Annotated in this window: 28 protein-coding genes; 27 read left to right on the top strand and 1 reads right to left on the bottom strand. The window is 38.3% G+C overall.

The window, feature by feature from the left end; genetic code table 11:
• From NML75_RS07905 to NML75_RS07790, 24 genes are all read left to right on the top strand, one after another.
• Window positions 1-423 (top strand): LPXTG cell wall anchor domain-containing protein (locus tag NML75_RS07905; RefSeq protein ID WP_254804359.1); only part of this gene is annotated, 423 nt, incomplete at its 5' end.
• A gap of 270 nt (window positions 424-693) precedes the next feature.
• The gene (locus NML75_RS07900) at window positions 694-2,484 is read left to right on the top strand and encodes an Ig-like domain-containing protein (protein ID WP_254804358.1); all 1,791 of its coding nucleotides are present in this window, start codon (window positions 694-696) and stop codon (window positions 2,482-2,484) included.
• Between the two features lie 229 nt (window positions 2,485-2,713).
• The gene (gene rpsU / locus NML75_RS07895; RefSeq protein WP_000048054.1) at window positions 2,714-2,890 is read left to right on the top strand and encodes a 30S ribosomal protein S21; all 177 of its coding nucleotides are present in this window, start codon (window positions 2,714-2,716) and stop codon (window positions 2,888-2,890) included.
• A 225-nt stretch (window positions 2,891-3,115) separates the two neighbouring features.
• The gene (locus tag NML75_RS07890) at window positions 3,116-4,984 is read left to right on the top strand and encodes an LPXTG cell wall anchor domain-containing protein (RefSeq protein WP_254804357.1); all 1,869 of its coding nucleotides are present in this window, start codon (window positions 3,116-3,118) and stop codon (window positions 4,982-4,984) included.
• Window positions 4,985-5,163: 179 nt separating this feature from the next.
• Window positions 5,164-6,099: an HPr(Ser) kinase/phosphatase gene (gene hprK, locus NML75_RS07885; RefSeq protein WP_006152247.1), complete on the top strand. Its 936-nt coding sequence runs from the start codon at window positions 5,164-5,166 to the stop codon at window positions 6,097-6,099.
• Window positions 6,092-6,880 carry a prolipoprotein diacylglyceryl transferase gene (gene lgt, locus NML75_RS07880; protein WP_074324898.1) on the top strand — a complete coding sequence of 263 codons (789 nt, stop codon included), beginning with the start codon at window positions 6,092-6,094 and terminating at the stop codon, window positions 6,878-6,880. The genes hprK and lgt overlap by 8 nt, the downstream gene beginning before the upstream one ends.
• 1 nt (window position 6,881) lies before the next feature.
• Window positions 6,882-7,265, top strand: coding sequence for a DUF948 domain-containing protein (locus NML75_RS07875; RefSeq protein WP_024053556.1), 384 nt, complete (start codon window positions 6,882-6,884; stop codon window positions 7,263-7,265).
• Window positions 7,266-7,279: 14 nt separating this feature from the next.
• Complete coding sequence (locus NML75_RS07870) at window positions 7,280-7,675, top strand: YtxH domain-containing protein (RefSeq protein WP_006151782.1); 396 nt, start codon at window positions 7,280-7,282, stop codon at window positions 7,673-7,675.
• Window positions 7,676-7,760: 85 nt separating this feature from the next.
• Window positions 7,761-8,891, top strand: a complete 1,131-nt coding sequence (gene hemW, locus NML75_RS07865; protein WP_225750470.1) for a radical SAM family heme chaperone HemW — start codon at window positions 7,761-7,763, stop codon at window positions 8,889-8,891.
• 4 nt (window positions 8,892-8,895) lie between these two features.
• Window positions 8,896-9,633: an acyl-[acyl-carrier-protein] thioesterase gene (locus NML75_RS07860; protein ID WP_004252538.1), complete on the top strand. Its 738-nt coding sequence runs from the start codon at window positions 8,896-8,898 to the stop codon at window positions 9,631-9,633.
• A 10-nt stretch (window positions 9,634-9,643) separates the two neighbouring features.
• Window positions 9,644-10,417, top strand: a complete 774-nt coding sequence (locus NML75_RS07855) for a TIGR01457 family HAD-type hydrolase (protein WP_004252540.1) — start codon at window positions 9,644-9,646, stop codon at window positions 10,415-10,417.
• A complete protein-coding gene (locus NML75_RS07850; protein WP_004252546.1) occupies window positions 10,407-11,039 on the top strand; it encodes a TIGR01906 family membrane protein in 633 nt (210 codons plus the stop codon). Before NML75_RS07855 ends, NML75_RS07850 begins: the two co-directional genes overlap by 11 nt.
• Before the next feature lie 137 nt (window positions 11,040-11,176).
• On the top strand, window positions 11,177-11,578 hold the full coding sequence (locus NML75_RS07845; protein WP_006148218.1) for a Spx/MgsR family RNA polymerase-binding regulatory protein: 402 nt from the start codon (window positions 11,177-11,179) through the stop codon (window positions 11,576-11,578).
• Window positions 11,579-11,857, top strand: a complete 279-nt coding sequence (locus NML75_RS07840) for a UPF0223 family protein (protein WP_070678047.1) — start codon at window positions 11,579-11,581, stop codon at window positions 11,855-11,857.
• Window positions 11,847-12,614, top strand: a complete 768-nt coding sequence (locus tag NML75_RS07835) for an inositol monophosphatase family protein (RefSeq protein WP_004252551.1) — start codon at window positions 11,847-11,849, stop codon at window positions 12,612-12,614. The genes NML75_RS07840 and NML75_RS07835 overlap by 11 nt, the downstream gene beginning before the upstream one ends.
• 6 nt (window positions 12,615-12,620) lie before the next feature.
• Window positions 12,621-13,934 (top strand): RsmF rRNA methyltransferase first C-terminal domain-containing protein, encoded by a 1,314-nt coding sequence (locus tag NML75_RS07830; RefSeq protein ID WP_004252553.1) that lies wholly within the window; start codon window positions 12,621-12,623, stop codon window positions 13,932-13,934.
• 109 nt (window positions 13,935-14,043) lie between these two features.
• Window positions 14,044-14,922 (top strand): phosphate ABC transporter substrate-binding protein PstS, encoded by an 879-nt coding sequence (locus tag NML75_RS07825; RefSeq protein ID WP_004252554.1) that lies wholly within the window; start codon window positions 14,044-14,046, stop codon window positions 14,920-14,922.
• Window positions 14,922-15,839: a phosphate ABC transporter permease subunit PstC gene (pstC, locus tag NML75_RS07820; protein WP_004252555.1), complete on the top strand. Its 918-nt coding sequence runs from the start codon at window positions 14,922-14,924 to the stop codon at window positions 15,837-15,839. The genes NML75_RS07825 and pstC overlap by 1 nt, the downstream gene beginning before the upstream one ends.
• Entirely contained in the window at window positions 15,829-16,713 is an 885-nt protein-coding gene (gene pstA, locus NML75_RS07815) for a phosphate ABC transporter permease PstA (protein ID WP_004252556.1), read from the top strand. The genes pstC and pstA overlap by 11 nt, the downstream gene beginning before the upstream one ends.
• Before the next feature lie 10 nt (window positions 16,714-16,723).
• Window positions 16,724-17,527: a phosphate ABC transporter ATP-binding protein PstB gene (gene pstB / locus NML75_RS07810; RefSeq protein WP_004252558.1), complete on the top strand. Its 804-nt coding sequence runs from the start codon at window positions 16,724-16,726 to the stop codon at window positions 17,525-17,527.
• 12 nt (window positions 17,528-17,539) lie between these two features.
• Window positions 17,540-18,298 (top strand): phosphate ABC transporter ATP-binding protein PstB, encoded by a 759-nt coding sequence (gene pstB / locus NML75_RS07805; RefSeq protein WP_004252559.1) that lies wholly within the window; start codon window positions 17,540-17,542, stop codon window positions 18,296-18,298.
• 10 nt (window positions 18,299-18,308) lie between these two features.
• The gene (phoU, locus tag NML75_RS07800) at window positions 18,309-18,962 is read left to right on the top strand and encodes a phosphate signaling complex protein PhoU (protein WP_049495484.1); all 654 of its coding nucleotides are present in this window, start codon (window positions 18,309-18,311) and stop codon (window positions 18,960-18,962) included.
• Window positions 18,963-19,054: 92 nt separating this feature from the next.
• Window positions 19,055-19,522 carry an NUDIX hydrolase gene (locus NML75_RS07795; RefSeq protein WP_049495481.1) on the top strand — a complete coding sequence of 156 codons (468 nt, stop codon included), beginning with the start codon at window positions 19,055-19,057 and terminating at the stop codon, window positions 19,520-19,522.
• Between the two features lie 118 nt (window positions 19,523-19,640).
• Window positions 19,641-20,456 carry an ABC transporter substrate-binding protein gene (locus NML75_RS07790; RefSeq protein WP_254804356.1) on the top strand — a complete coding sequence of 272 codons (816 nt, stop codon included), beginning with the start codon at window positions 19,641-19,643 and terminating at the stop codon, window positions 20,454-20,456.
• A gap of 118 nt (window positions 20,457-20,574) precedes the next feature.
• On the opposite strand, the gene NML75_RS07785 is transcribed toward NML75_RS07790, so the two are convergent.
• Entirely contained in the window at window positions 20,575-21,903 is a 1,329-nt protein-coding gene (locus tag NML75_RS07785) for an aminotransferase-like domain-containing protein (RefSeq protein WP_254804355.1), read from the bottom strand.
• Between the two features lie 133 nt (window positions 21,904-22,036).
• On the opposite strand from NML75_RS07785, the gene budA reads away from it, so the two are divergent.
• The 3 genes from budA (at window position 22,037) to murB (ending at window position 24,551) form a co-directional block, all read left to right on the top strand.
• Window positions 22,037-22,765 (top strand): acetolactate decarboxylase, encoded by a 729-nt coding sequence (budA, locus tag NML75_RS07780; protein ID WP_254804354.1) that lies wholly within the window; start codon window positions 22,037-22,039, stop codon window positions 22,763-22,765.
• A 12-nt stretch (window positions 22,766-22,777) separates the two neighbouring features.
• Complete coding sequence (locus NML75_RS07775; RefSeq protein ID WP_254804353.1) at window positions 22,778-23,527, top strand: YhfC family intramembrane metalloprotease; 750 nt, start codon at window positions 22,778-22,780, stop codon at window positions 23,525-23,527.
• Between the two features lie 118 nt (window positions 23,528-23,645).
• Window positions 23,646-24,551 (top strand): UDP-N-acetylmuramate dehydrogenase, encoded by a 906-nt coding sequence (gene murB, locus NML75_RS07770; protein WP_254804352.1) that lies wholly within the window; start codon window positions 23,646-23,648, stop codon window positions 24,549-24,551.
• The last annotated feature ends 65 nt before the right edge of the window (window positions 24,552-24,616 follow it).

The raw sequence follows: 24,616 nt of genomic DNA, 5'->3' as shown, positions 1-24,616 counted from the left end.
ACTGAAGCTCCAACAACGACTGAAGCTCCAACAACTGAGGCTCCAACAATAACTGAAGCTCCAACAACAACTGAAGCTCCAACAACAACTGAGGCTCCAACAACAACTGAAGCCCCAACACCAACTACAACAACTACGACAATCCCATATTACCCAGGAAACGGTGGTGGTAACGGCGGCACTACAACAACTACAACAACTACAACAACTACAACAACAACGACTAATGAAGAACCAGGTCGTCCTACTACAACACCAGAACCAAGTCGTTCAACTACGACTCCAGAACCAGCTCGTTCTACAACAACAGAAGACAAACCAGGTCTTCCATTTACTGGTGAAGCTACAAGCCTAGTACTTGTATTGGCTGGTGTGGTAATCATGTCAGGAACTGTAGTTATGAAACGTAAATTTTCTAAATAATATTAGATAAGTTTCTTTAGAGAGGAGAGAGCATTGCTCTCTCCTTTTTATTTACAAACAATGATTATCTATTTTAAATGAAAAGGTTGTAAGAAACGATTCTCAATAATAGATTTATATTATTATTAGATTTAAAAGACATATTTAATATCTAAAAGTAATCTTGATAATTTTTTTTGGTTTATTTTAGTTATAAAAGTAGACATAGAATGTAAATATTGGTATACTGTACTAGTTTTAATAAACTAATAATTTAAAGGAGACATGAAAATGAATAAGAAAAAACTATCGTTTATCTTTTTCATTGTTTGTATATTAACTGTATTTGTTTCACTAAGCTTAACAAAAGCTGCTGCTGAAACATCGGCTACTACGTCTAATAGTAAGACTGTTGACACAATTACTTCACTCAATATTACGAATGAAAAAGGTGGTAATCTTGATAAAGATTTGCAGCAGTGGGTTACATTTAAGCTAAATGCAAATTATGACTTAACAGATAAAAATGTTAAAGCTGGCGATACAACTACAGTTGATTTATCAGATTTTCTATATATAGAATCCCAAAACTTTGAAATTCGTGATGAGAAAACAAATGAAATTATCGCAAATGCTCAGATTGATGAAACAAAAAAACATATCGTCTTAACCTATACTGATTATGTTGAAAAACACTCTGATACCAAAGGTTCTTTCTATGTTTATACTCGAGTAGATTTCCAAAAACACCCTGAAGAAGGAGAAATCCCTGTCGAGGTAACGATTAATGGGAAAGCACAAGTAGTTGGAAAAGTTAACTTCACCGGTGTTGGAGATGGAAACCCTGTGTTGTTTTCTAAAACAGGATGGGTAAGTAGTGAAGATCAAAAGACACTCTCTTATACCATTTCAATCAACCGTACTAAGGAAAGTCTTCAAGATGCTACAGTAGAAGACACATTGAAGTTTTCGAATGCATCTTATATTAAAGATAGTATTCGTATTATCAAAGGTAAATTTGACTATGTTAAAGGACTTTGGGAATTTACTGATAGAACAGATGTAACAGACCAACATACTGTTACAGTAAGTGAAGATGGACAATCATTTGTTGTACAACTTGGTGACATCACAGAGTCAGATCAATATCGAATTGAATATAAAGTTCAAGCCAATTATTCACCAGCAGACGGAGAAAAATTAAATAATGATGCTGTATTAAAAGGTAAAGGAAAGGCTGTTAAATATGTTGAGCAATCCACTGTCGTTCAAGTAGCAGGTGGTTCAGGGGTTGGTTACGTATTTACAATTAATATTCATAAAGTTGATGATGAAAATCAACCAGTAGCTGGTGTTAAGTTTAAAGTCGTACGACAAGCTAATAATCAAGTTATTGGAGAATACGTTACAGATGCTGAAGGAAAAATTACAGTAACTGGTCTTTTAAAAGATAAGTATATTCTCACAGAGGTTGAAGCTCCAAAAGGTTATGTTATGAAAGCTGCAGATACAGAAGTAAATGCAACAGATTTTGGAGCAGATAAGTCAGTTACCAAAACAATTGTCAATCCAAAAGAACAAACCACAACAACGACAGAGGCTCCAACCACGACAGAGGCTCCAACCACGACAGAGGCTCCAACCACGACAGAGGCTCCAACCACGACTGAAGCTCCAACCACGACAGAGGCCCCAACCACGACAGAGGCTCCAACCACGACAGAGGCTCCAACCACGACAGAGGCTCCAACAACAACTGAAGCTCCAACCACGACTGAAGCTCCAACCACGACTGAAGCTCCAACAACAACTGAAGCTCCAGCAACAACTGAAGCTCCAACAACTGAAGCTCCAACAACGACTGAAGCTCCAGCAACAACTGAAGCTCCAAAAACGACTGAAGCTCCAAAACCTGCAGATACAACAACGACTGAAGCTCCAAAACCTGCAGATACAACAACTACTACAGAAGAGCGACCAAGTCTGCCATTTACTGGTGAGTCTACAAGCCTAGTACTTGTATTAACTGGTGTGGTAATCATGTCAGGAACAGTTGTTATGAAACGTAAATTTACTAAATAATAATTTTTAGAAAATCTACACTATCTTAAAGAGAGCCGAAAGGCTCTCTTTTCAATTTAATGAGTGTATATAAATCTTCCTACTTAATAAATTATTTTTTATAAAAAAGTGATAATAGCAAGTTTGAAATTAATAGTGGAAATTCATGGAATAAAGCATTTTGGTCTTGACAAATTGCTCTTATCCATGTAAAATAGAATAGATCTTGAACTTGAAGGGAGTGAAAAAAATGTCTAAAACAGTAGTACGTAAGAATGAATCTCTTGACGATGCACTTCGTCGTTTCAAACGTGCGGTTACTAAAGCTGGTACTCTTCAAGAAACACGCAAACGTGAATTCTATGAAAAACCTTCTGTAAAACGTAAACGTAAATCAGAAGCAGCTCGTAAACGTAAAAAATTCTAATTTAAAATGAAAGGCTAGACTTGTCTAGTCTTTTTTGTATTCTTAAGACCCGAATAATTTTACATGTTTCAATGATTATTTATGAATTGGAAAAAGTTCAAACTTAATAGTAAAAAATCTTTTTATTTTAGTTATAAAATAAATTATATATTTTAGTTGAATTAAATAGACAAATATAGTAAAATCATATTAAAATGGTGTAATTTTACACGGAGGTAAATGGGGATGAAAAACCAGAAAAGGTTTGGAAAATTATTGATCACTTTGTTGTCTACTGGAGTGCTTTTGGCTGCACTTCAAAGTCAAGAAATTATTACTGCTGAAGAAGCAACGACAGCTGAGCAAATTTCTACAACAAGTGCTGAAGCAACAACTACTGCCGAAGCTGTAACAACTACAGAAACTCCTGCACGTGAAGCTAGAGAAGTAGCTGCAGAAGTGACTGGTACTATTAAAAATCATGACATTAAATATTATGAATACTATACAGATGTAGACCTTTCTTTTTCAATTACAGAAGATGATGTGAAAGAAGGCGACTATGTTACAGTTACATTAGAAAACGTTGCTATCTTAAATCAATTAAATGGTAAGGATGTCACTTACGAAGGTAAGACAATTGGTAAAATTTCAATTGTTTCGTTTGAAAACGTCAATAAAGCACGTCAAGGTTCTAACGACAAAGCTCAAATGGAACAAGCTCAATTAGAATCAACACGTGCTACACTAAAAGTTACATTTACGAAAGCTATTGAAGCTGAAAAACCAGATGTATTGAAACAAGTCAAGTTCCAAATTAAATCAGATAACGCTTATAATGGAGCTGTAATCGCAAATAAAGACTACACTTTAAACCAAGTGATTAAAGTGGGATCTTCTTCTGTGACAAGTACAGTAGATATTCCGAAAGTAGAACAATTTGCTACTGAGACAAATTCAATTAACTTTACACCTTCTGGAAATACAATTAAGTTCAATGCAGATGGCTCATATGAAACGTCTACACAATTCCAAGTTCGTGGAAGTGAAGGTATGAAAGTTGGTTCAACTGTTGAGTTAGAATTCAATGATGCTTCAGGTATCGAGTGGAAAACAAGTGGAGATGATGCAATTAAAGTGGGCGACACACACCAAGCTTACTTTATCTTACCTGTATACAGTTCATATGAAGTGAACGAATATGGAGCATATGTATTCCCAACAGGTGTAGCACCTAAGTTTAAAGTAACTTCAGTTTCAGCTAAGAAAATCACACTTGAAATGATTTCAGGAGATGTTCCAAAAGAATTAGGAGTATTCTTCGGTGTTGGTCAAAACCGTATTAATATCATCGATAAATCTAAGATTGATCTTGAAAAAATGCAATATGATGTTTCGAAAGTAGCTACGGCAACTATTGATGGGAAAAATTCAAAGGGTATCTATATTTACCGTATCATTAATGACTCTGCAGGTGCACAATTAGTTCTGGATACGCTTGTCACAGACTACAAAGATATCGATACAAAAGAAAATCTTAAACCACAGGATAAGGGTTGGAAAGATCCAGCTACTATTGATGGATATGAGTTTGTAAAAACAGAAAAAGACCGTGAAGGAAATCGTATCCACTGGTATAAAAAAGTTGAACAAACTATGACAACAACAACTAGTACTACGACTACAACTACCACGACAACAACAGAAGAGCCAACGACTACTTCAACAACGACAACAACAGAAGAGCCAACGACTACTTCAACAACGACAACAACAGAAGAGCCAACGACTACTTCAACAACGACAACAACAGAAGAGCCAACGACTACTTCAACAACGACAATGACAGAAGAGCCAACGACTACTTCAACAACTACAACAACAGAAAAATCAACTACCACTACTACAACAGTTGAGACAACTCCAGGTAAATCAAGTGAAGAAACTCCTTCAGGTAAAACAACTGAAGAAACAAGACCTGAAACTACGTCTACAACATCTGAATCTAAAAAGGAATTGCCAAATACTGGTTCTAAGGAATCATTGTTTGCAACAGGAGTAGCACTCTTGGTAGCTGGTCTTGGAGTCTTGGGCTTAAAGAAACAAGATAACTAAAGTACACTATCTATTATGAAATAATAGTCAGAAGGATTAGACAACAATTTGTTGTTTAATCCTTTTTTGTATCGTTCAAATATTATCAGATAAATTAATAGCGTAAACACGGTAAAAAATACAAACTTCTTCCTACAATCTGATATAATAGTAAGAGAACTCGATTTAAGGAGAAATATATGTCGGTTTCAGTAAAAGAAGTAATTGAGAAGCTTAGATTAGACATTGTCTATGGGGAGCCTGAATTACTTGAAAAGGAAATTAATACTGCAGATATAACGCGACCTGGTCTTGAAATGACAGGCTATTTTGATTACTATACTCCAGAGCGTATTCAATTGTTGGGGATGAAGGAATGGTCTTATCTGATCAGTATGTCTTCTCACAACCGTTATACTGTTTTGAAAAAAATGTTCCTACCAGAAACACCTGCGGTCATCGTTGCCCGTGGTTTGGTGGTTCCAGAGGAAATGTTGAAGGCTGCTAGAGAATGTAAAATTGCGATTTTAACTAGTCGTACAGCAACCAGTCGTTTGTCTGGAGAACTATCTAGCTATCTTGATTCACGTTTAGCGGAACGTACAAGTGTACATGGGGTCCTAATGGATATCTATGGTATGGGTGTTTTGATTCAAGGTGATAGTGGAATCGGTAAGAGTGAGACAGGTTTAGAACTAGTTAAACGTGGTCACCGTTTGGTAGCAGACGATCGGGTAGATATTTATTCTAAGGATGAAATGACTCTCTGGGGTGAACCTGCTGAAATCTTGAAACATCTGATCGAAATTCGTGGAGTAGGAATCATCGATGTCATGAGTCTATACGGTGCCAGTGCAGTTAAGGATTCTTCACAAGTTCAGCTAGCTGTTTATTTGGAAAATTATGATACACATAAGACCTTTGATCGCTTAGGAAATAATGCTGAAGAACTAGAAGTTTCTGGAGTTACCATTCCACGTATCCGCATCCCAGTTAAAACAGGGCGCAATATTTCTGTTGTTATCGAGGCGGCAGCTATGAATTATCGTGCAAAAGACATGGGCTTTGATGCGACGCGTCTGTTTGAAGAAAGATTGACGAAATTAATTGAAAAGAACGAGGTGCAAAATGATTGATCCAGTTGCTTTTCAAATAGGTCCATTTGCCATTAGATGGTATGCACTTTGTATCGTTTCAGGCCTTATCTTAGCGGTATATTTGGCAAGTAAAGAAGCTCCTAAAAAGAAAATCTTATCAGAAGATATTCTGGACTTTATCTTAGTGGCATTTCCTTTGTCAATCATCGGCGCGAGACTTTACTATGTTATTTTTAAATTTGACTATTATAGCCAACATTTAGGGGAGATATTTGCTGTCTGGAATGGTGGTCTTGCGATTTACGGCGGTCTAATTACCGGAGCGATTGTACTTTATATTTTCGCAGACCGTAAATTAATCAATACCTGGGATTTCTTGGATATTGCAGCTCCGAGTGTAATGATTGCTCAGAGTCTAGGACGTTGGGGGAACTTCTTTAACCAAGAAGCTTACGGAGCAGTTGTAGAAAACCTTGATTATTTACCTGGTTTTATTAAGAATCAGATGTATATTGATGGTTCTTATCGTCAACCAACCTTCTTATACGAATCTATCTGGAATCTGATTGGGTTTGCTTTAATTGTTATTTTTAGACGCCGATTAAATGGCATTCGTCGTGGTCATATCACAGCCTTTTACTTAATTTGGTATGGTTTTGGACGTATGATTATTGAGGGCATGCGTACAGATAGTCTCATGTTCTTTGGACTTCGAGTATCTCAGTGGTTGTCTGTTCTATTAATTGGACTTGGTATTTATATTATCGTTTATCAAAATCGGAAAAAAGCACCATTTTATAATGTAAAAAAGGAGAATTAAAATGTTAGAAGTTGCTTATATTATTGTGGCTATTGCCTTGATTGTATTTATTGTTTATTTGATTATTACCCTTCAAAAAGTTGGACGTGTAATCGATGAAACTGAAAATACTGTTAAAACGCTAACTTCAGATGTGAATGTTACTCTACATCACACAAACGAACTTCTTGCCAAGGTCAATGTTCTTGCTGATGATATCAATATCAAAGTTGCAACCATTGATCCACTCTTTACAGCAGTTGCAGACCTTTCTGTTTCTGTCTCTGACTTAAATGAGCAGGCTCGTGTCTTGAGTAAAAAAGCATCATCTGCAGGTTCAAAAACATTAAAGACTAGTGCAGGCTTATCTGCCGTTCGTATTGCAAGTAAATTTTTTAAAAAATAAAAAGGAGATAACTCATGGGTAAATTATCATCAATCCTTTTAGGAACTGTTTCAGGTGTGGCTGTTGCCTTGTTTCTAACAAGTGAAAAAGGAAAACGCGTTACTAGTCAGGCACAAGACTTTATTGAAGATCTGAGAGAAGATCCAGAATATGCTAAGGAACAAGCAATCGAAAAATTGACAGAAGTCAAAGAACAAACCAGAGATTTTGTTCTAAAGACAAAAGAACAAGTAGAATCAGGCGAAATTACCTTGGATTCAGTTCTTGAGAAATCTAAATCTTTAGCTCAACAAGCGACTGAAGCTTCAAAAGAGACCTTGAATAATCTCAAGGAACAATTGGAAGAAAAAGTAGTTGTTGAAGATCCAGAAGACGGTCAAGAAATCATCATCGAAATCGAAGAAGATTAAAATAGAAATCACCATTTTTGATTCCCTTAGAGTCGGAGATGGTGATTTTTTTATTGAGGGAAGTCTTTGTGGTATAATAAATACTATGCAGAAGAAACCAACATCAGCTTATGTGCACATTCCATTTTGCACACAAATCTGTTATTATTGTGACTTTTCTAAGGTCTTTATTAAAAATCAACCAGTAGACAGCTATCTAGAACATCTACTGCAAGAATTTCATTCTTATGACATTCAGAAGTTGCGTACTCTCTATATTGGGGGAGGTACACCGACAGCCTTGTCTGCGCCACAGTTAGAGGTGCTTCTGGATGGATTGACTAAAAACTTAGATTTGTCAGTCTTAGAAGAATTAACCATTGAGGCTAATCCTGGTGATTTGGATGAGGATAAGATTGCAGTTTTGAAAAATTCAGCAGTCAACCGTGTTTCATTGGGCGTCCAAACCTTTGATGATAAAATGCTGAAAAAAATTGGTCGTAGTCATTTAGAGAAAGATATCTATGAAAATATAGATCGTCTCAAGTTAGCAGGGTTTGATAATATTTCCATTGACTTGATCTACGCTCTTCCTGGTCAGACTATGGACCAGGTCAAGGACAATGTTGCCAAGGCCATCGCTCTTGATATACCTCATATGAGCCTTTATAGTTTGATTCTAGAAAACCATACGGTCTTTATGAATCGTATGCGTCGTGGGAAATTACCACTTCCTAAAGAAGAAGTAGAAGCTGAAATGTTCGAATATATCATTGCTGAATTAGAGCGTGCTGGTTTTGAGCATTACGAAATTTCAAATTTTTCAAAACCTGGCTTTGAAAGTCGTCACAATCTTATGTACTGGGATAATGCTGAGTATTATGGTATAGGTGCAGGTGCGTCTGGCTATGTAAACGGTGTTCGCTATAAAAACCATGGCCCTATCCGCCATTATCTAAAGGCAGTAGAAGAAGGCAATGCTCGCATCAATGAGGAACACCTGAGTCTAAGGGAACAAATGGAAGAAGAGATGTTTCTTGGACTTCGCAAGAAGACAGGAGTTTCAAAAGCAAGATTCGAAGAAAAATTTGGCACATCTTTTGAAAATTTATATGGTCAAGTTGTAAGAGATTTATGTCATCAAGGTCTTTTACAAGTAGAAGGTCAACAAATACGAATGACAAAAAAAGGTCTCTTTTTAGGAGATACAGTAGCAGAACGATTTATATTGGAGTAGAATTATGGGCTTAACTTATCAAATGAAGATGAAAATTCCTTTTGATATGGCTGATATGAATGGCCATATCAAGTTGCCAGATGTTATTTTGTTGTCCCTGCAAGTATCAGGAATGCAATCAATTAATCTAGGAGTGAGTGACAAGGATGTTTTAGAACAGTATAATCTAGTCTGGATTATCACTGATTATGATATCGATGTTGTACGTTTACCTCAATTTGATGAGGAAATCACAATTGAAACGGAAGCCTTGACTTACAATCGTCTATTTTGCTACCGCCGATTTACTATTTATGATGAAGATGGTCAAGAAATCATTCGCATGGTAGCTACCTTTGTTCTTATGGATCGTGATAGTCGGAAGGTTCATCCTGTAGTTCCAGAAATTGTCGCCCCTTATCAGTCTGAGTTTTCTAAGAAACTAGTCCGTGGACCAAAATACACAGAGTTAGAAAACGCGATTAACAAGGACTACCATGTTCGTTTTTATGACTTGGATATGAATGGTCACGTCAATAACAGCAAATACCTGGACTGGATTTTTGAGGTTATGGGGGCAGATTTCCTAACCAATCATATTCCTAAAAAAATCAACCTCAAGTATGTCAAGGAAGTTAGACCAGGTGGTATGATTACTTCTAGTTACGAATTGAATCAACTAGAAAGCAATCACCAAGTCACAAGTGATGGCGATATTAATGCTCAGGCAAAGATAATTTGGCAAGAAATTAACACAGATTAGAAAGTAATATATGACTTATAAAGGCTATTTAATTGATTTAGACGGTACAATTTATAAAGGAAAAGATAGGATCCCAGCTGGTGAAGCATTTGTTCACGAGTTACAAAAGAGAGAGATTCCCTATCTTTTTGTAACAAACAACACTACTCGTACACCTGAAAGTGTCCAAGAGATGTTGGCAAATCAGTTTAATATTGATACGCCTGTATCGACAATCTATACTGCAACCTTAGCGACCATTGATTACATGAATGACCTGGGGCTTGAAAAGACCGTTTATGTGATTGGAGAAGCAGGGCTCAAGGAAGCTATTCAAGCAGCTGGTTATGTTGAAGATAAAGAAAATCCAGCCTATGTGGTTGTAGGTTTGGACTGGCAAGTTGACTATGAAAAATTTGCTACTGCAACCCTAGCTATCCATAAAGGTGCTCATTTTATCGGCACCAATCCAGATTTAAATATTCCAACAGAACGTGGACTTTTACCTGGTGCTGGTTCACTGATTACTCTTCTTGAAGCAGCAACTCGCGTAAAACCAGTTTATATTGGAAAACCAAACGCGATTATTATGGATAAGGCTGTTGAACACCTAGGACTTGAACGCCAAGAAATTGTCATGGTGGGGGATAATTATCTTACTGATATTCGCGCTGGTATTGACAATGGGATCCCTAGCCTTTTGGTGACGACAGGATTTACAAAACCTGAAGAAGTAGCGGATTTACCAATCGCCCCAACCCATGTCCTCTCAAGTCTATCGGAGTGGAATTTCGATGAAAACTAAATTTACTTTTGTAGGAAGTATTCTCTTTCTCCTCTCGCTTGCTATTTTATTGACCATCTACCTGTCTTGGTTGGTATACCCTCTGGAGATTTCTTGGTTAAATCTGACAAGTCGTGTTCATGTCCAACCTCAGACCATCCAACATAACTTTAATGTTTTGATGGATTATTTGACCAATCCATTGAGTCAAGTATTAGCAATGCCAGATTTTCCTTCGTCTGCCTCTGGAATTCACCACTTTGTGGTTGTAAAGGGACTCTTTCACCTAGCGCAAGGAGTAGCAATCGTAACTCTACCGATTTTCTACCTTTTTTGGAAGCAAGTCATTCAGAAAGGTTTTCTGTCTCTATATCGCAGAGGTCTCTTGATTATGCTGTCTTTACCTTTGGTTCTTGGTTTAGTTGGCGTCTTCATTGGTTTTGAACAATTCTTTACCTTGTTTCATCAGATTCTATTTGTAGGTGATGATACCTGGCTTTTTGATCCCGCTAAAGATTCGGTCATTCTTATTTTACCAGAGGATTTTTTCCTGCATGCCTTTCTCCTATTTTTCTGCTTGTATGAGTTAATTTTTGGATTCGTTTATCTACTAAGTTGGAAAAAATTACCGAAAAGAGAATAAATGCATAAAAATGTTTTAAAAATTTTACGAAAAACTTATTTTTCTTTAAAAAGTAGGTTTTTTTACGGAAATAACTAGTCAAGCGCTTTATTTTTTTGTATAATAGAGTTAGAAAAGTATGCAAAGTAGAGAATAGCATGATTACACTATTTTTATCACCGAGTTGTACATCATGTCGTAAGGCAAAGGCCTGGCTTGATAATCATAAAGTGCCTTTCCAAGAGCACAACATTATGACCAGTCCTTTATCAAGAAAAGAATTGCAACACATTCTTTCCTTGACCGAAAACGGTACCGATGACATCATTTCAACTCGTTCAAAAATTTTCCAAAAGTTAAATATCGATGTGGAAAGTATCTCGGTGACAGAGTTGCTTAATTTAATTGAGCAATATCCTAGTCTTTTGCGTCGTCCAATCATCATTGATGATAAACGTATGCAGATTGGCTTTAATGAAGATGAGATTCGTGCATTTCTTCCTCGTAGTTATCGTAAGCAAGAATTGAAAGAAGCTACATTAAGAGCTGGTATTAATTAGATGAATAAACAGTATAGTTACCCACTAGATTTGTCGTGGAGCACTGAAGAACTTGCTTCAGTGCTTTCTTTTTTTAATGATGTTGAAGCTGCCTATGAGACACAGGTAGATGTTAAGAAACTATTAGATTCCTACAAGGTATTCAAGTCAGTTGTGCCTAGCAAGAGCGAAGAAAAACGTTTGGGACGTGAGTTTGAATCAGTTAGTGGATACTCTTTCTACCGTGCAGTCCAGTTGGCCAAAGAAAAAGGAGAAGGGAAGATTTCACTTGGAAAATAAATTTACATTTGCCAAAGAAATTGTCAGGGAAGCTGGGGAATACATTCTCCAGCATATGAAAGAAGATCTCCATGTTGAGAAAAAGTCTTCCCCTACAGATTTGGTAACTAAGTTAGATAAAGAAGTTCAAGACTTACTTATTAAAAGAATCCGTTCTCGCTATCCAGATGATCTATTTTGTGCAGAAGAAGGCTGCGTGCGTGCAGCAGTAGGACAAGGTTCTGTATGGATTATTGATCCTATTGATGGAACCAACAACTTCGTAGCACAAGGTGAAGATTTTGCTGTTATGCTGGCCTATTTTGAGGATGGTGTTGGTAAGTTTGGTATTATTTATGATGTTATGAAGGGTGATTGTTACCATGGTGGAGGAGACTTCCCGCCCTGTCGCAATGACGAACTTTTACCACTCTTTAAAAAGAAACCCTTGAGAGAATTTTTGGTAGCTGGTAATTCTGGAATGTTAGCGACTAACGAATGGGGCTTAGCGGATTTGGGAAATGCTGCACTTGGGACACGAGTTTATGGCAGCGCCGCTATTAGTTTTGCTAAGGTGCTGTCAGGTCGACTTTTAACTTATATCACTTATTTACAACCTTGGGATTATGCGGCTGCAAGTATTCTAGGTGAGAGTTTGGGTTATAAGGTTTTTACGATTGCTGGCGAGGAAGTCGATTTTCAAACACGACAGGCCGTTATGATGGTGCCAGTCGAGATGAAAGATGAGATTCAATCCTATATCTATGAAAGGAAATAAACCTACATGCAATTTCCGGATGGATTTGTAAAAAAATACGAAACAATATTGGGAGATGAGGCAAGAGCTTTTCTTGCCTCTTTTGATGATGAGGCTGTTTCTGCTTTTCGTATCAACCCTTTAAAAGAAAGACAGCTTTCTTTTTCAGATGCTATTCCCAATACACCCTGGGGCTACTATGGGAAGGTTTCAGGGAAATCACCAGAACATGTAACTGGCTTGGTCTATTCACAAGAACCTGCCGCACAAATGGTCGCTCAAGTAGCCCAGCCAAAGCCAGGTATGAAGGTCTTAGACTTGGCAGCGGCTCCCGGTGGGAAATCCACTCAACTGGCCTCCTATCTCGCAGGAGACGGTCTTCTTGTTTCAAATGAGATTTCAAGCAAACGGTCAAAGATTTTAGTTGAAAATATGGAACGCTTCGGTGCGACTAATGTCGTTGTGACCAATGAATCTGCAGACCGTTTAGCCAAGGTTTTTAAAGGCTATTTTGACCTGATCGTTTTAGATGCACCTTGCTCAGGTGAAGGGATGTTTCGTAAACAACCTGACGCTATGGATTATTGGAGTGTCGATTATCCTAGCCAGTGCGCTAGTTTACAACGTGAAATTTTAGCAGATGCTGTTACCATGTTGGCTGATGGTGGTCGACTAGTCTATTCAACCTGTACCTGGGCGCCAGAAGAAAACGAAGAAATCGTCCAATGGTTACTGGATAGCTATCATTTTGAATTAGTTCCAATCCAACATATCAATGGAATGGTACCTGGGATTGATTTACCTGAAACAGCTAGAATGTACCCTCATCACTTTAAGGGAGAAGGTCAGTTCGTGGCTCATCTTCAGTTTAAAGGTCAAAACAAGACTGGGAAGTTCAAACCTTCTAAATCCAACCTATCTCGTGAACAGATTTCCTTATGGCAGGATTTTGAGAAAAAACACCTTAAAGAAAAACTGACCGGTGTCCTACAAGTTTTTGGAGACCAGCTTTATCTCTTGCCAGAAGTCCTACCTGATATAGGAAAACTCAAGATAGCTCGTAATGGTCTTCATCTTGGAACTTTTAAGAAAAAACGTTTTGAACCAAGTTTTGCTCTTGGCTTAGCTTTAAAACCAAGCCAAGTCAAGCAAGGAATCGAAATTCATCAAGAAGACTTTGTCAAATATGTGGCTGGTGAAACGGTCCAATTAGCTGAAACTCTTCCAAATGGTTGGTACCAAGTTTTGGTTGGTGGAAATGGTCTAGGTTTTGCAAAAGTAACCGGAAATACCTTGAAGAATTATTTTCCCAAGGGCTTGAGGTTTCAGGTGAAAAACTAGTCAAAAACAGTATTCTATGTTATAGTGGAAGTATGGATTTTCCCTGAAAATAATAGAAAATAAGGGTGAAAATTCAAGCTATTCATCATTATTTTCAAGGAGACAAATAGTGAAAAAATTTAAAAAACTCACCATCTCTCTTGCAACTCTTTTACTTGCTGGTTCGCTAGCAGGATGTGCAAGTTGGATTGATCGTGGGGAGTCTATGACGGCTGTCGGTTCAACTGCCCTTCAACCTTTAGTCGAGGCGGCAGCAGATGAATTTGCGACCGCACACGTTGGTAAAACAGTCAATGTTCAAGGTGGTGGATCTGGTACAGGTCTGTCTCAAGTCCAGTCTGGAGCGGTAGAAGTCGGTAACTCGGATGTATTTGCCGAGGAAAAAGACGGAATCGATGCATCTGCCTTAGTTGACCACAAGGTAGCTGTTGCGGGGATAGCTGTTATCATCAACAAAGAAGTAGATGTTGATAATCTTACGACAGAACAACTTCGCAAAATTTTTACAGGTGAAATTACCAACTGGAAAGAAGTCGGCGGTAAGGATTTAGCTGTTTCTATTATCAACCGTGCTGCGAGCTCAGGTTCTCGTGCTACCTTTGACAGTGTGATTATGAATGGTCAGTCAGCGGTACAAAGTCAGGAGCAAGATTCAAACGGTATGGTGAAGTCCATCGTTTCCCAAACACCTGGAGCTATTTCCTACCTAGCTTTCGCCTATGTTGATGATTCTGTTGGGACCATCAAACTTAACGGCTATGAACCAATTTCAGAGAATGTAACCACTAACAATTGGCCTTTGTGGTCTTATGAACACATGTATACACTTGGTGAGCCAAATGAATTGGTTGCCGAATTCTTAAACTTTGTTCTTTCGGACGAAGCGCAAAATGGAATTGTTAAAGGTATGGGCTATATTTCTGTTAAGGAAATGAAGGTCGAAAAAGATGCTGTAGGTACTGTGACAGCGGTAGAAGGGAGCCAATAATGAATCAAGAAGAATTATCAAAAAAATTGCTCTCTCCTTCAAAAAACTCTCGTCTTGAGAAATTAGGAAAAGGGCTAACCTTTGCCTGCCTTTCTTTGATTGTTATCATTGTTGCTATGATTTTGATTTTCGTGGCTCAGAAAGGCTTATCGACCTTCATTGTTAATGGTGTGAATATCTTTGATTTTCTTTTTGGTGCAACTTGGAATCCGTCAGGTAAACAATTTGGTGCCCTTCCAATGATTCTAGGTTCCTTTATCGTGACCATCTTATCAGCTCTGATTGCAACACCATTTGCCATTGGCGCTGCAGTCTTTATGACAGAAGTGTCACCAAAAGGAGCCAAGATTTTGCAACCGGCTATTGAACTCTTAGTTGGGATTCCTTCAGTAGTTTATGGATTTATCGGATTGCAGGTCGTAGTACCATTTGTACGTACTGTCTTTGGTGGAACAGGTTTTGGTATTTTATCAGGGATTTTCGTTCTCTTTGTTATGATTTTGCCGACTGTAACCTTCATGACAACAGATAGCCTACGTGCAGTTCCTCGTCACTACCGTGAAGCAAGTTTAGCCATGGGAGCTACTCGTTGGCAAACTATCTGGCGTGTAACCTTGAAGGCTGCTCGTTCAGGTATTTTTACGGCAGTAGTCTTCGGAATGGCGCGTGCCTTTGGTGAAGCCCTGGCTATTCAGATGGTTGTTGGTAACTCAGCAGTTGTTCCAACTTCATTGACGACACCAGCAGCGACTCTGACATCTGTTTTGACCATGGGAATCGGTAATACCGTTATGGGAACTGTTGATAATAATGTTCTTTGGTCACTGGCCTTAGTATTGCTTTTGATGAGCTTGGCCTTTAACAGTGTGATTAAATTGATTACAAAAGAGAGAGGAAAGAAAAACTATGCACGCTAAGAAATTAGATAAACTTGCAACAGCTGTCCTCTATACCATCGCAGGAATCATTGTGACCATTCTAGCTTCCTTGATTCTTTATATCTTGGTTCGAGGCTTACCTCATGTTTCTTGGTCTTTCTTGACAGGAAAATCATCTTCTTATCAAGCAGGTGGCGGTATTGGAATTCAGCTTTATAATTCCTTTTTCCTTTTGGTGATTACCTTATTTATCTCTGTACCTCTATCAATGGGGGCTGGAATTTTCCTAGCAGAGTATGCTAAAAAAGGTCGGATTACAAATTTTGTCCGTACCTGTATTGAAATCTTGTCTTCTCTACCATCCGTTGTTGTAGGTCTCTTTGGTTACCTCATCTTTGTAGTCCAGTTCGAGTATGGATTTTCCATTATTTCAGGTGCCTTGGCTTTGACCGTCTTTAATCTTCCACAGATGACTCGTAACGTTGAAGACAGTTTGAAACACGTTCACCATACGCAACGTGAAGCTGGTTTGGCGCTTGGACTTTCTCGTTGGGAAACAGTCCTTCATGTCGTTATTCCTGAAGCCCTACCTGGTATTGTAACGGGAATCGTGCTTGCTTCAGGTCGTATCTTTGGTGAGGCTGCAGCCCTTATCTACACAGCGGGTCAATCTGCGCCAGCTCTTGACTGGTCTAACTGGAATGTTCTCAGCGTAAGTAGTCCAATCTCAATCTTCCGTCAAGCAGAAACCTTGGCTGTCCATATCTGGAAAGTCAACAGTGAAGGAACTATTCCTGATGGAACTTTGGTTTCAGCAGGTTCTGCAGCGGTGCTCCTAATCTTTATCTTGATCTTTAACTTTGGAGCACGTAAACTCGGAAGCTATCTACATAAGAAATTAACGGCAGCCTAAAGGAGAAGCCATGTCAAAATATAATTGGGATGAAAGGCATATCATTACTTTTCCAGAAGAAAAAGTGGCCCTCTCTACGAAGGATTTACATGTTTACTACGGTAAGAATGAATCCATCAAGGGCGTGGATATGCAATTCGAAAAAAATAAAATTACGGCCTTGATTGGTCCATCAGGTTCTGGGAAATCAACCTACCTACGCAGTCTCAATCGTATGAATGATACCATTGATATTGCTAAGGTTACAGGACAAATTCTCTATCAAGGAATTGACGTTAACCGTCCTGAAATCAATGTTTATGAAATGCGTAAACACATCGGAATGGTTTTCCAACGTCCAAACCCATTTGCTAAATCAATCTACCGCAACATTACCTTTGCACATGAACGTGCAGGAGTTAAGGACAAGAAGGTCCTTGATGAAATTGTAGAAACCTCACTTCGCCAGGCTGCCCTCTGGGACCAGGTCAAAGATGACCTTCACAAGTCAGCCTTGATGCTTTCAGGTGGTCAACAGCAACGTCTCTGTATCGCTCGTGCTATTTCTGTAAAACCAGACATTCTCTTGATGGATGAGCCGGCATCAGCCTTGGATCCGATTGCGACAGCTCAGCTAGAGGAAACCATGCTTGAGTTGAAGAAGGACTTTACCATCATTATCGTGACCCACAGTATGCAACAGGCTGCGCGTGCGAGTGATTACACTGGATTTTTCTACTTGGGTGATTTAATTGAGTACGATAAAACGTCAAACATTTTCCAAAATGCCAAGCTACAATCTACCAATGACTATGTAACTGGACACTTTGGTTAGAAAGGAAACAGTATGACAGAACCGATTTTGCAGGTTAAAGACCTGTCTGTTTATTACAACAAAAAGAAGGCCTTGAATAGTGTTTCCTTATCATTCCTACCCAAGGAAATTACAGCACTTATAGGACCGTCAGGGTCTGGGAAATCAACACTTCTTAAGGCTATTAACCGAATGGGTGACCTTAATCCTGAAGTGACGACAACTGGATCAGTGGTTTATAATGGGCACAATATCTATAGTCCGCGTACCGACACGGTTGAATTACGTAAGGAAATCGGGATGGTTTTCCAACAACCCAATCCATTCCCAATGTCTATCTACGAAAATGTTGTTTATGGACTAAGAATTAATGGAGAGAAAGACAAGCAAGTCTTGGATGAAGCTGTGGAGAAAGCTTTACAGCGTGCTTCAATCTGGGATGAGGTCAAGGACCGCTTGCATGATTCAGCTATTGGACTTTCAGGTGGACAACAACAACGTGTTTGTGTAGCCCGTGTATTGGCGACTAGTCCAAAGATTATCCTTTTGGATGAGCCGACCTCAGCCTTAGACCCTATTTCAGCTGGGAAAATCGAAGAAACACTATATAGTCTTAAGGACAAGTACACCATGCTATTGGTTACTCGTTCCATGCAGCAAGCATCTCGAATCTCTGATAAAACAGGCTTTTTCCTCAATGGAGATTTGATTGAATTTAACGATACCAAGGAAATGTTCCTCTATCCACAACATAAGGAAACAGAAGATTACATTTCAGGTAAATTTGGATAAGGAGAAAAAGATGTTACGATCTCAATTTGAAGAAGATTTAGAGAAATTGCATAACCAATTTTACGCTATGGGACAAGAAGTTCTTTCCCAAATCAATCGTACTGTACGTGCTTTTGTCACTCATGACCGTGACTTGGCTAAAGAAGTCATCGAGCAAGACGCAGAAGTCAATGAATACGAATTGAAACTTGAAAAGAAATCATTTGAAATCATTGCCCTTCAACAGCCAGTATCACAAGACCTACGTACAGTTCTAACAGTTCTAAAGGCTGTTTCAGACTTGGAACGTATGGGGGACCACGCAGTATCCATTGCTGAGGCAACCATTCGTATGAAGGGTGAACAACGCATCCCAGCAGTCGAAGAAGAAATCAAAAAAATGGGACGTGATGTTAAAGATTTCGTAGAAACAACCCTTGAACTTTACCTAAACGGATCAGTTGATAAGGCCTATGAAGTTGCAACCATGGATGAAAAAATCAACCATTTCTTTGAAAATATTCGTGATTTGGCAACTGAAGAAATCAGAAAGAATCCAGATGCTATTGTCACAGGTCGCGATTACTTCCAAGTGATTTCATACTTGGAGCGCATCGGTGACTATGCAAAAAATATCTGTGAATGGGTTGTTTACTTTGAAACAGGTAAGATTGTCGAATTGTAAAATATTTAGAAGATAAAAATTATTGTGAAAGCTTACTTTTTAATATAGTAAGCTTTCATTGTATCGATAGTTTACTTTGTCAGAGGTGAATAATGAACTATATACAGAGTATAAGAAAAAAAGTTGGAAAAGATAAAATTATTTTAAATTTTACTTGTGGAATTTTAAGTCAATCAGGAAAAATATTATTACAAAAACGAGCAGACAAAGGAACTTGGGGTTTACCAGGTGGTGCTATTGAATTAGGTGAATCGGCTGTCGAAGCATTAGTGCGAGAGTTTTATGAAGAAACTGGAGTGAAAGTGACAGTGAAAAAACTCTTAAATGTTTATACAAAATATTCAGATAGTTATCCAAGTGGTGATGAGGCACAAGTTATTACAATGTTGTATTTAGTTACATCTGAAACTTCAATCTCTACAAATGTTTTTACGAGTGACGAAACTTTAGAATTAGGGTTGTTTGATCACAGGGATATGCAAAATATCACAATTGTAAACCAGCAACATCGAGATATGATAAATGATTTTTTTGAAAATTGTTTCCCAATAGATAGATAAACTGATTATTGAATTTGTATTTTTTATAAATATATTTAATGGAAAACGCAAGAAAATATTGACAATTATTTTTAAATAAGTTATAATTATACAAAATCGGCAGAGAGGTTGTTTATTTATGAAATTAAAAAAATGGATATTTGTCTTATGTAGTTTTCTTGCAAGTTTCTTTTTAGTTGCTTGCCAATCATCTAGCTCAAGCTCACAGTCTGCAGTAGAGGCCATCAAACAAAAAGGTAAATTAGTTGTCGCAACTAGCCCAGACTATGCACCATTTGAGTTTCAAGCACTTGTGGACGGCAAAAACCAAGTCGTAGGTGCTGATATTGATATGGCACAAGCTATCGCTGATGAACTTGGAGTGAAATTGGAAGTTTCCAGCATGAGTTTTGATAATGTCTTGACCAGTCTTCAAACAGGGAAAGCAGATTTGGCCATTGCGGGAATTAGTGCAACTGAAGAAAGAAAAGAAGTCTTTGATTTCTCAATTCCTTACTATGAGAACAAGATTAGCTTCCTAATCAGAAAAACTGATCTTGAAAAATACAAAGATTTGGATTCTCTTGCTAGTGCAAATATTGCAGCTCAAAAAGGAACTGTCCCTGAATCTATGGTCAAAGAGCAACTTCCTAAAGCGCAGTTGACTTCATTGACAAATATGGGTGAAGCTGTTAATGAACTTCAATCAGGTAAGGTTGATGCTGTTCATATGGATGAGCCAGTAGCCCTCAGCTATGCAACAAAAAATGCTGACTTGGCTGTCGCAACAGTAAGCTTAACTATGAAAGAAGGCGAAGAAAATGCAGTTGCTATCAAGAAAGGCAACTCAGATTTGAAGGAAGTAGTTGATAAGGTTATTCAAAAACTGAAAGATGACGGTACTTATCAAACATATCTTGAAAAAGCTGCCAAGCTAACAGAAGTAGAGCAATAAAAAATAACAGAGGCTGGGACAAAAGTCCTAGCCTCTCAATTGTCATTGGATTATCAAGCAAGACGCAGTGGTTGAGTGGGCTCTAATACGCTGATTTCATCAGCTTTTACAGTCCTACTCAACTGTGCGGAGGTGGGACGACGAAATCGAATTCTAACGAATTACCGATTTCTGTCCCACTCTCTGTTTTTAAGTAATTTAATGTTGTTTCAAGATTTTCTAAAGGAATCTTAGCAAATTGATAAGGGCAAGTCTCAATGTAGGACGATTCGAAAAAGTCTAGATTTAAAGAGCTATGTTTGAGGCTTGCAATCTTAGGATAGTTCCTGAGATCAAGCAAAAGTCCATCATGGAGAGGATAGTTTGGTAGGGAAAGGGGATAAGATTTTAATAGCTTATGAATGAAGTCTTGGCTTTTCTCTTGCAGTGCCAATCTTGCTACTCTATTTTTTTCAAAAAGCTGACTATCAATATAGAGTGATAAAGCCTTTTGCATAATGAGGTTGTTATCATAGTCCAGAATGTTTTTGTAGGCCACAAAAAGACCTTTAATAGGATTTGGAAGTATGAGAGCAGTGATTCGAAGTGCAGGGAAAATACTTGTAGAAAAAGACTTGATGTAGATGACCAAATCATTTTGGTCCAAATAATGAAAGGTTTGTCCCATTTTAGGATCTAGATCCCCCAGATAATCATCTTCAACGATATAAATTTGATATTTGGCTGCTAGATCAAGGATAGCACGTTTCTCCTCTTCAGAATATGAATGACCCAGCGGATAGTGGAATCGAGGAATGGTGTAGAAAAATTTAATGTTACCACTTTTAAAATGTTTCTCAAGTTCTTTCAGGTCAATGCCATCCACGCGACGTTCAATGGTTTGATAGTGAAGATTTTGAGCCAGCAGAAGTTGGTTCATTCGGTGATAGGTTGGTTGTTCGACCAGTATCTCTTGGCCCTTACCTGGAAAGTCAATTTTAGAAAGAATAAAAAGAGCTTGTTGGGTTCCAGTTGTCATGACTAATTGGTCGGGTTTACTATAGATAGCTTGGTCAAACAGTAGTATCTGAACAGACTTTCGTAATTCTTCTAAACCCTCTTGGTGTTCATAGTAGTTGTAGAGATAATTTTCTCGACCGATCAAGCTTTCATTGACACAAAGACGAAAATCATCATAAGCAGCAGCATGTTCGTCATTGACCGAGATAACGAGGTCTTCGTGGCTAGCTTGTTGTTCTAAAACATAATAGCCACTTTGAGGTTTGGAGTATATGTATTTCTCGTATCGGAGCTCCAAAAGTGCACGCTGCACAGTATCTTTACTGCAGTGGAAGTCTTGACTGAGTTTTCGGATAGAAGGCAGACGACTTCCTGTTTGAAGTTTTCCTGATTCAATCTCTTCTTTTAGATAGTGAACAACTTGTTCGTACTTACTTTCTTTCTTCATTCCAGACCTCTCTTGATTTTGTTACATTGTACCTTTTTTTTAGACGTTTGGCAATGTAAAAAGGCTTTCCAACGTTCAATTCTAAGAAGAAATGTGATATACTTAGTAAGTAAAATTTTCAAAGAAGAGTGAGATGATAAAGGTGCAAGAACCAGTTAAATTATTCCAATATAATACTTTGGGAGCCTTGATGGCAGGACTTTACGGCGGGACCATGACAGTTGGTGAGTTACTTGAACATGGAGATTTAGGGCTAGGAACCTTGGACTCTATTGATGGGGAGTTAATTGTCTTAGATGGTAAAGCCTATCAAGCTAAGGGTTCAGGTGAGAAGCCTGAAATCGTTGAAGTTTCACCAGACGCGCTGATTCCTTATGCGGCAGTTGTACCCCACCAGGCAGAAGTTATTTTCCGCCAGCGTTTTGAAATGACTGATCAGGAACTAGAAAAACGTATTGAGTCCTACTATGATGGAGAAAATCTTTTCCGTTCGATTAAGATTCATGGTGATTTTAAATACATGCATGTTCGCATGATTCCAAAATCGACAAGCGAAACGAAATTTGCTGAGGTTGCGACTCATCAGCCTGAATATAGTTGCGAAAATGTCTCTGGGACTATCGTTGGATTCTGGACACCTGAAATTTTCCATGGTGTCAGTGTCGCAGGCTATCATTTGCACTTTATTTCAGATGACCTAACCTTTGGTGGTCACGTCATGGACTTTGTCATCAAGGAAGGAATCGTAGAGGTTGGAGCTGTCGATCAGTTGGATCAACGTTTCCCTGTCCAGGATCGTCAGTACCTCTTTGCTAAGTTCAATGTTGATGAGATGAAAAAAGATATCGATCAGGCTGAATAAAAGGAGAAAAGTATGAAAATTCATGTAATAATCACAATGATAGCTTTATTTGTATTTCTCATAGCTGCCATTTGGTTCTCAAAAAAGAAGTACAAGATTAACCTTTCAGTTTTAGGACTTGGGGCAGTTGCATTTTTTGTCTCATCTCAAGTACTGGAGAAAATTGTTCACCTTATAGTTCTTCATCCACAAAAAGATGGGACAGTTCCACTCATGACGGAAAATCCCCTTCTCTATGTGATTTACGGGGTCTGTATGGCTGCTTTGTTTGAAGAAACAGCTCGACTTGTCTTCTTTAAATGGTTAGAGAAGAAGAGAGCTTTGGAAGATTCGGATGCCCTCGCCTATGGACTTGGTCATGGTGGCTTAGAATTGCTCTATCTCGGAATGGGAAGCTTGATTAGTCTTTTGATCCTCTTTTCGTTATTAGAGTCTTCAAATCCAGATTTGGCAAATCTCCTTCCCAAAAATACACTTGAAACAGTACAATCTCTATCTGGATGGCAGGTTTATTTACTCGGTGTTGAGCGTGTACTTGCTCTTGTTATGCAAATTGGTCTCTCTTTCTGGGTTTATCAAGCAGTCCGTCAAAAGAATTGGATTTATCTAGTAACTGCTTATGGTTTACATGCCTTCTTTGATCTGGCTCCGAGTCTATCTCAGGTTGGTTGGATTTCAAATCCGCTTCTTGTTGAAGGATTGTTAGCAGTGGAAGTTGTTCTATTTGTATACTTTACAAAAACTATCTTGTATAAAAAATAATCATGCAAAAGAGGTCTGATCTCTTTTTTATTTGTGTGAATAAAAAAGCTTTTCAAATCGTCGAAAAAAATCGCTAAAAATGGTATAATGGAATTGATTTTATAAAAGGATGAGAGATATGACAGTATTAGATAAATTAAAAGAAACCTTAGAAGGAATTGATATTCGATTCGATGAGCCATTGAAAACTTATACCTATACCAAAGTCGGAGGGAAGGCGGATTACTTAGCTTTTCCTCGTAATCATTATGAGATGGCCCGTGTGGTTAAGTTCGCTAATCAAGAAAATATCCCATGGATGGTTCTTGGAAATGCCAGTAATATTATCGTCCGAGAAGGCGGAATTCGTGGCTTTGTCATTATGTGTGACAAGCTCAACAATGTTTCGGTCGATGGTTACACCATTGAAGCAGAAGCGGGAGCTAACTTGATTGAGACCACTCGTATTGCTCTACGCCATAGTTTGGCAGGATTTGAGTTTGCCTGTGGCATTCCTGGAAGCGTCGGTGGAGCTGTCTTTATGAATGCGGGTGCCTATGGTGGCGAGATTGCCCACATCTTACAGTCTTGTAAGGTCTTGACCAAGGATGGAGAAATCGAAACCTTGTCTGCAAAGGATTTGGCTTTTGGTTACCGTCATTCAGCTATTCAAGATTCTGGAGCAGTAGTCTTATCAGCTAAATTTGCACTATCTCCAGGGAATTATGAGACTATTAATCAAGAAATGGAACGTTTGACCCACCTTCGAGAACTCAAACAACCATTGGAATATCCTTCTTGTGGTTCTGTCTTTAAACGTCCGGTTGGGCATTTTGCAGGACAATTGATTTCAGAAGCTGGTTTGAAGGGCTACCGTATCGGTGGTGTCGAAGTCTCAGAAAAACATGCAGGCTTTATGATTAATGTAGCCGATGGGACAGCAAGAGACTATGAAGACTTAATTGAGTCTGTTATTGACAAAGTTAAAGAACATTCAGGTGTTACCTTAGAGCGAGAAGTTCGTATCTTGGGTGAACACGAATAACATTATTATTAAACATTATACAAAGATTGGGATTTTATCGCTAGTTATGGTTTGGGTCAATTCCT

The organism is Streptococcus sp. CF4-3, from assembly GCF_024295385.1.
GTDB classification, from domain to species: Bacteria; Bacillota; Bacilli; order Lactobacillales; family Streptococcaceae; genus Streptococcus; species Streptococcus infantis_I.
The sequence above is the reverse complement of the archived record's forward strand: the minus strand, read 5'-3'. Positions and strand labels throughout refer to the sequence as shown.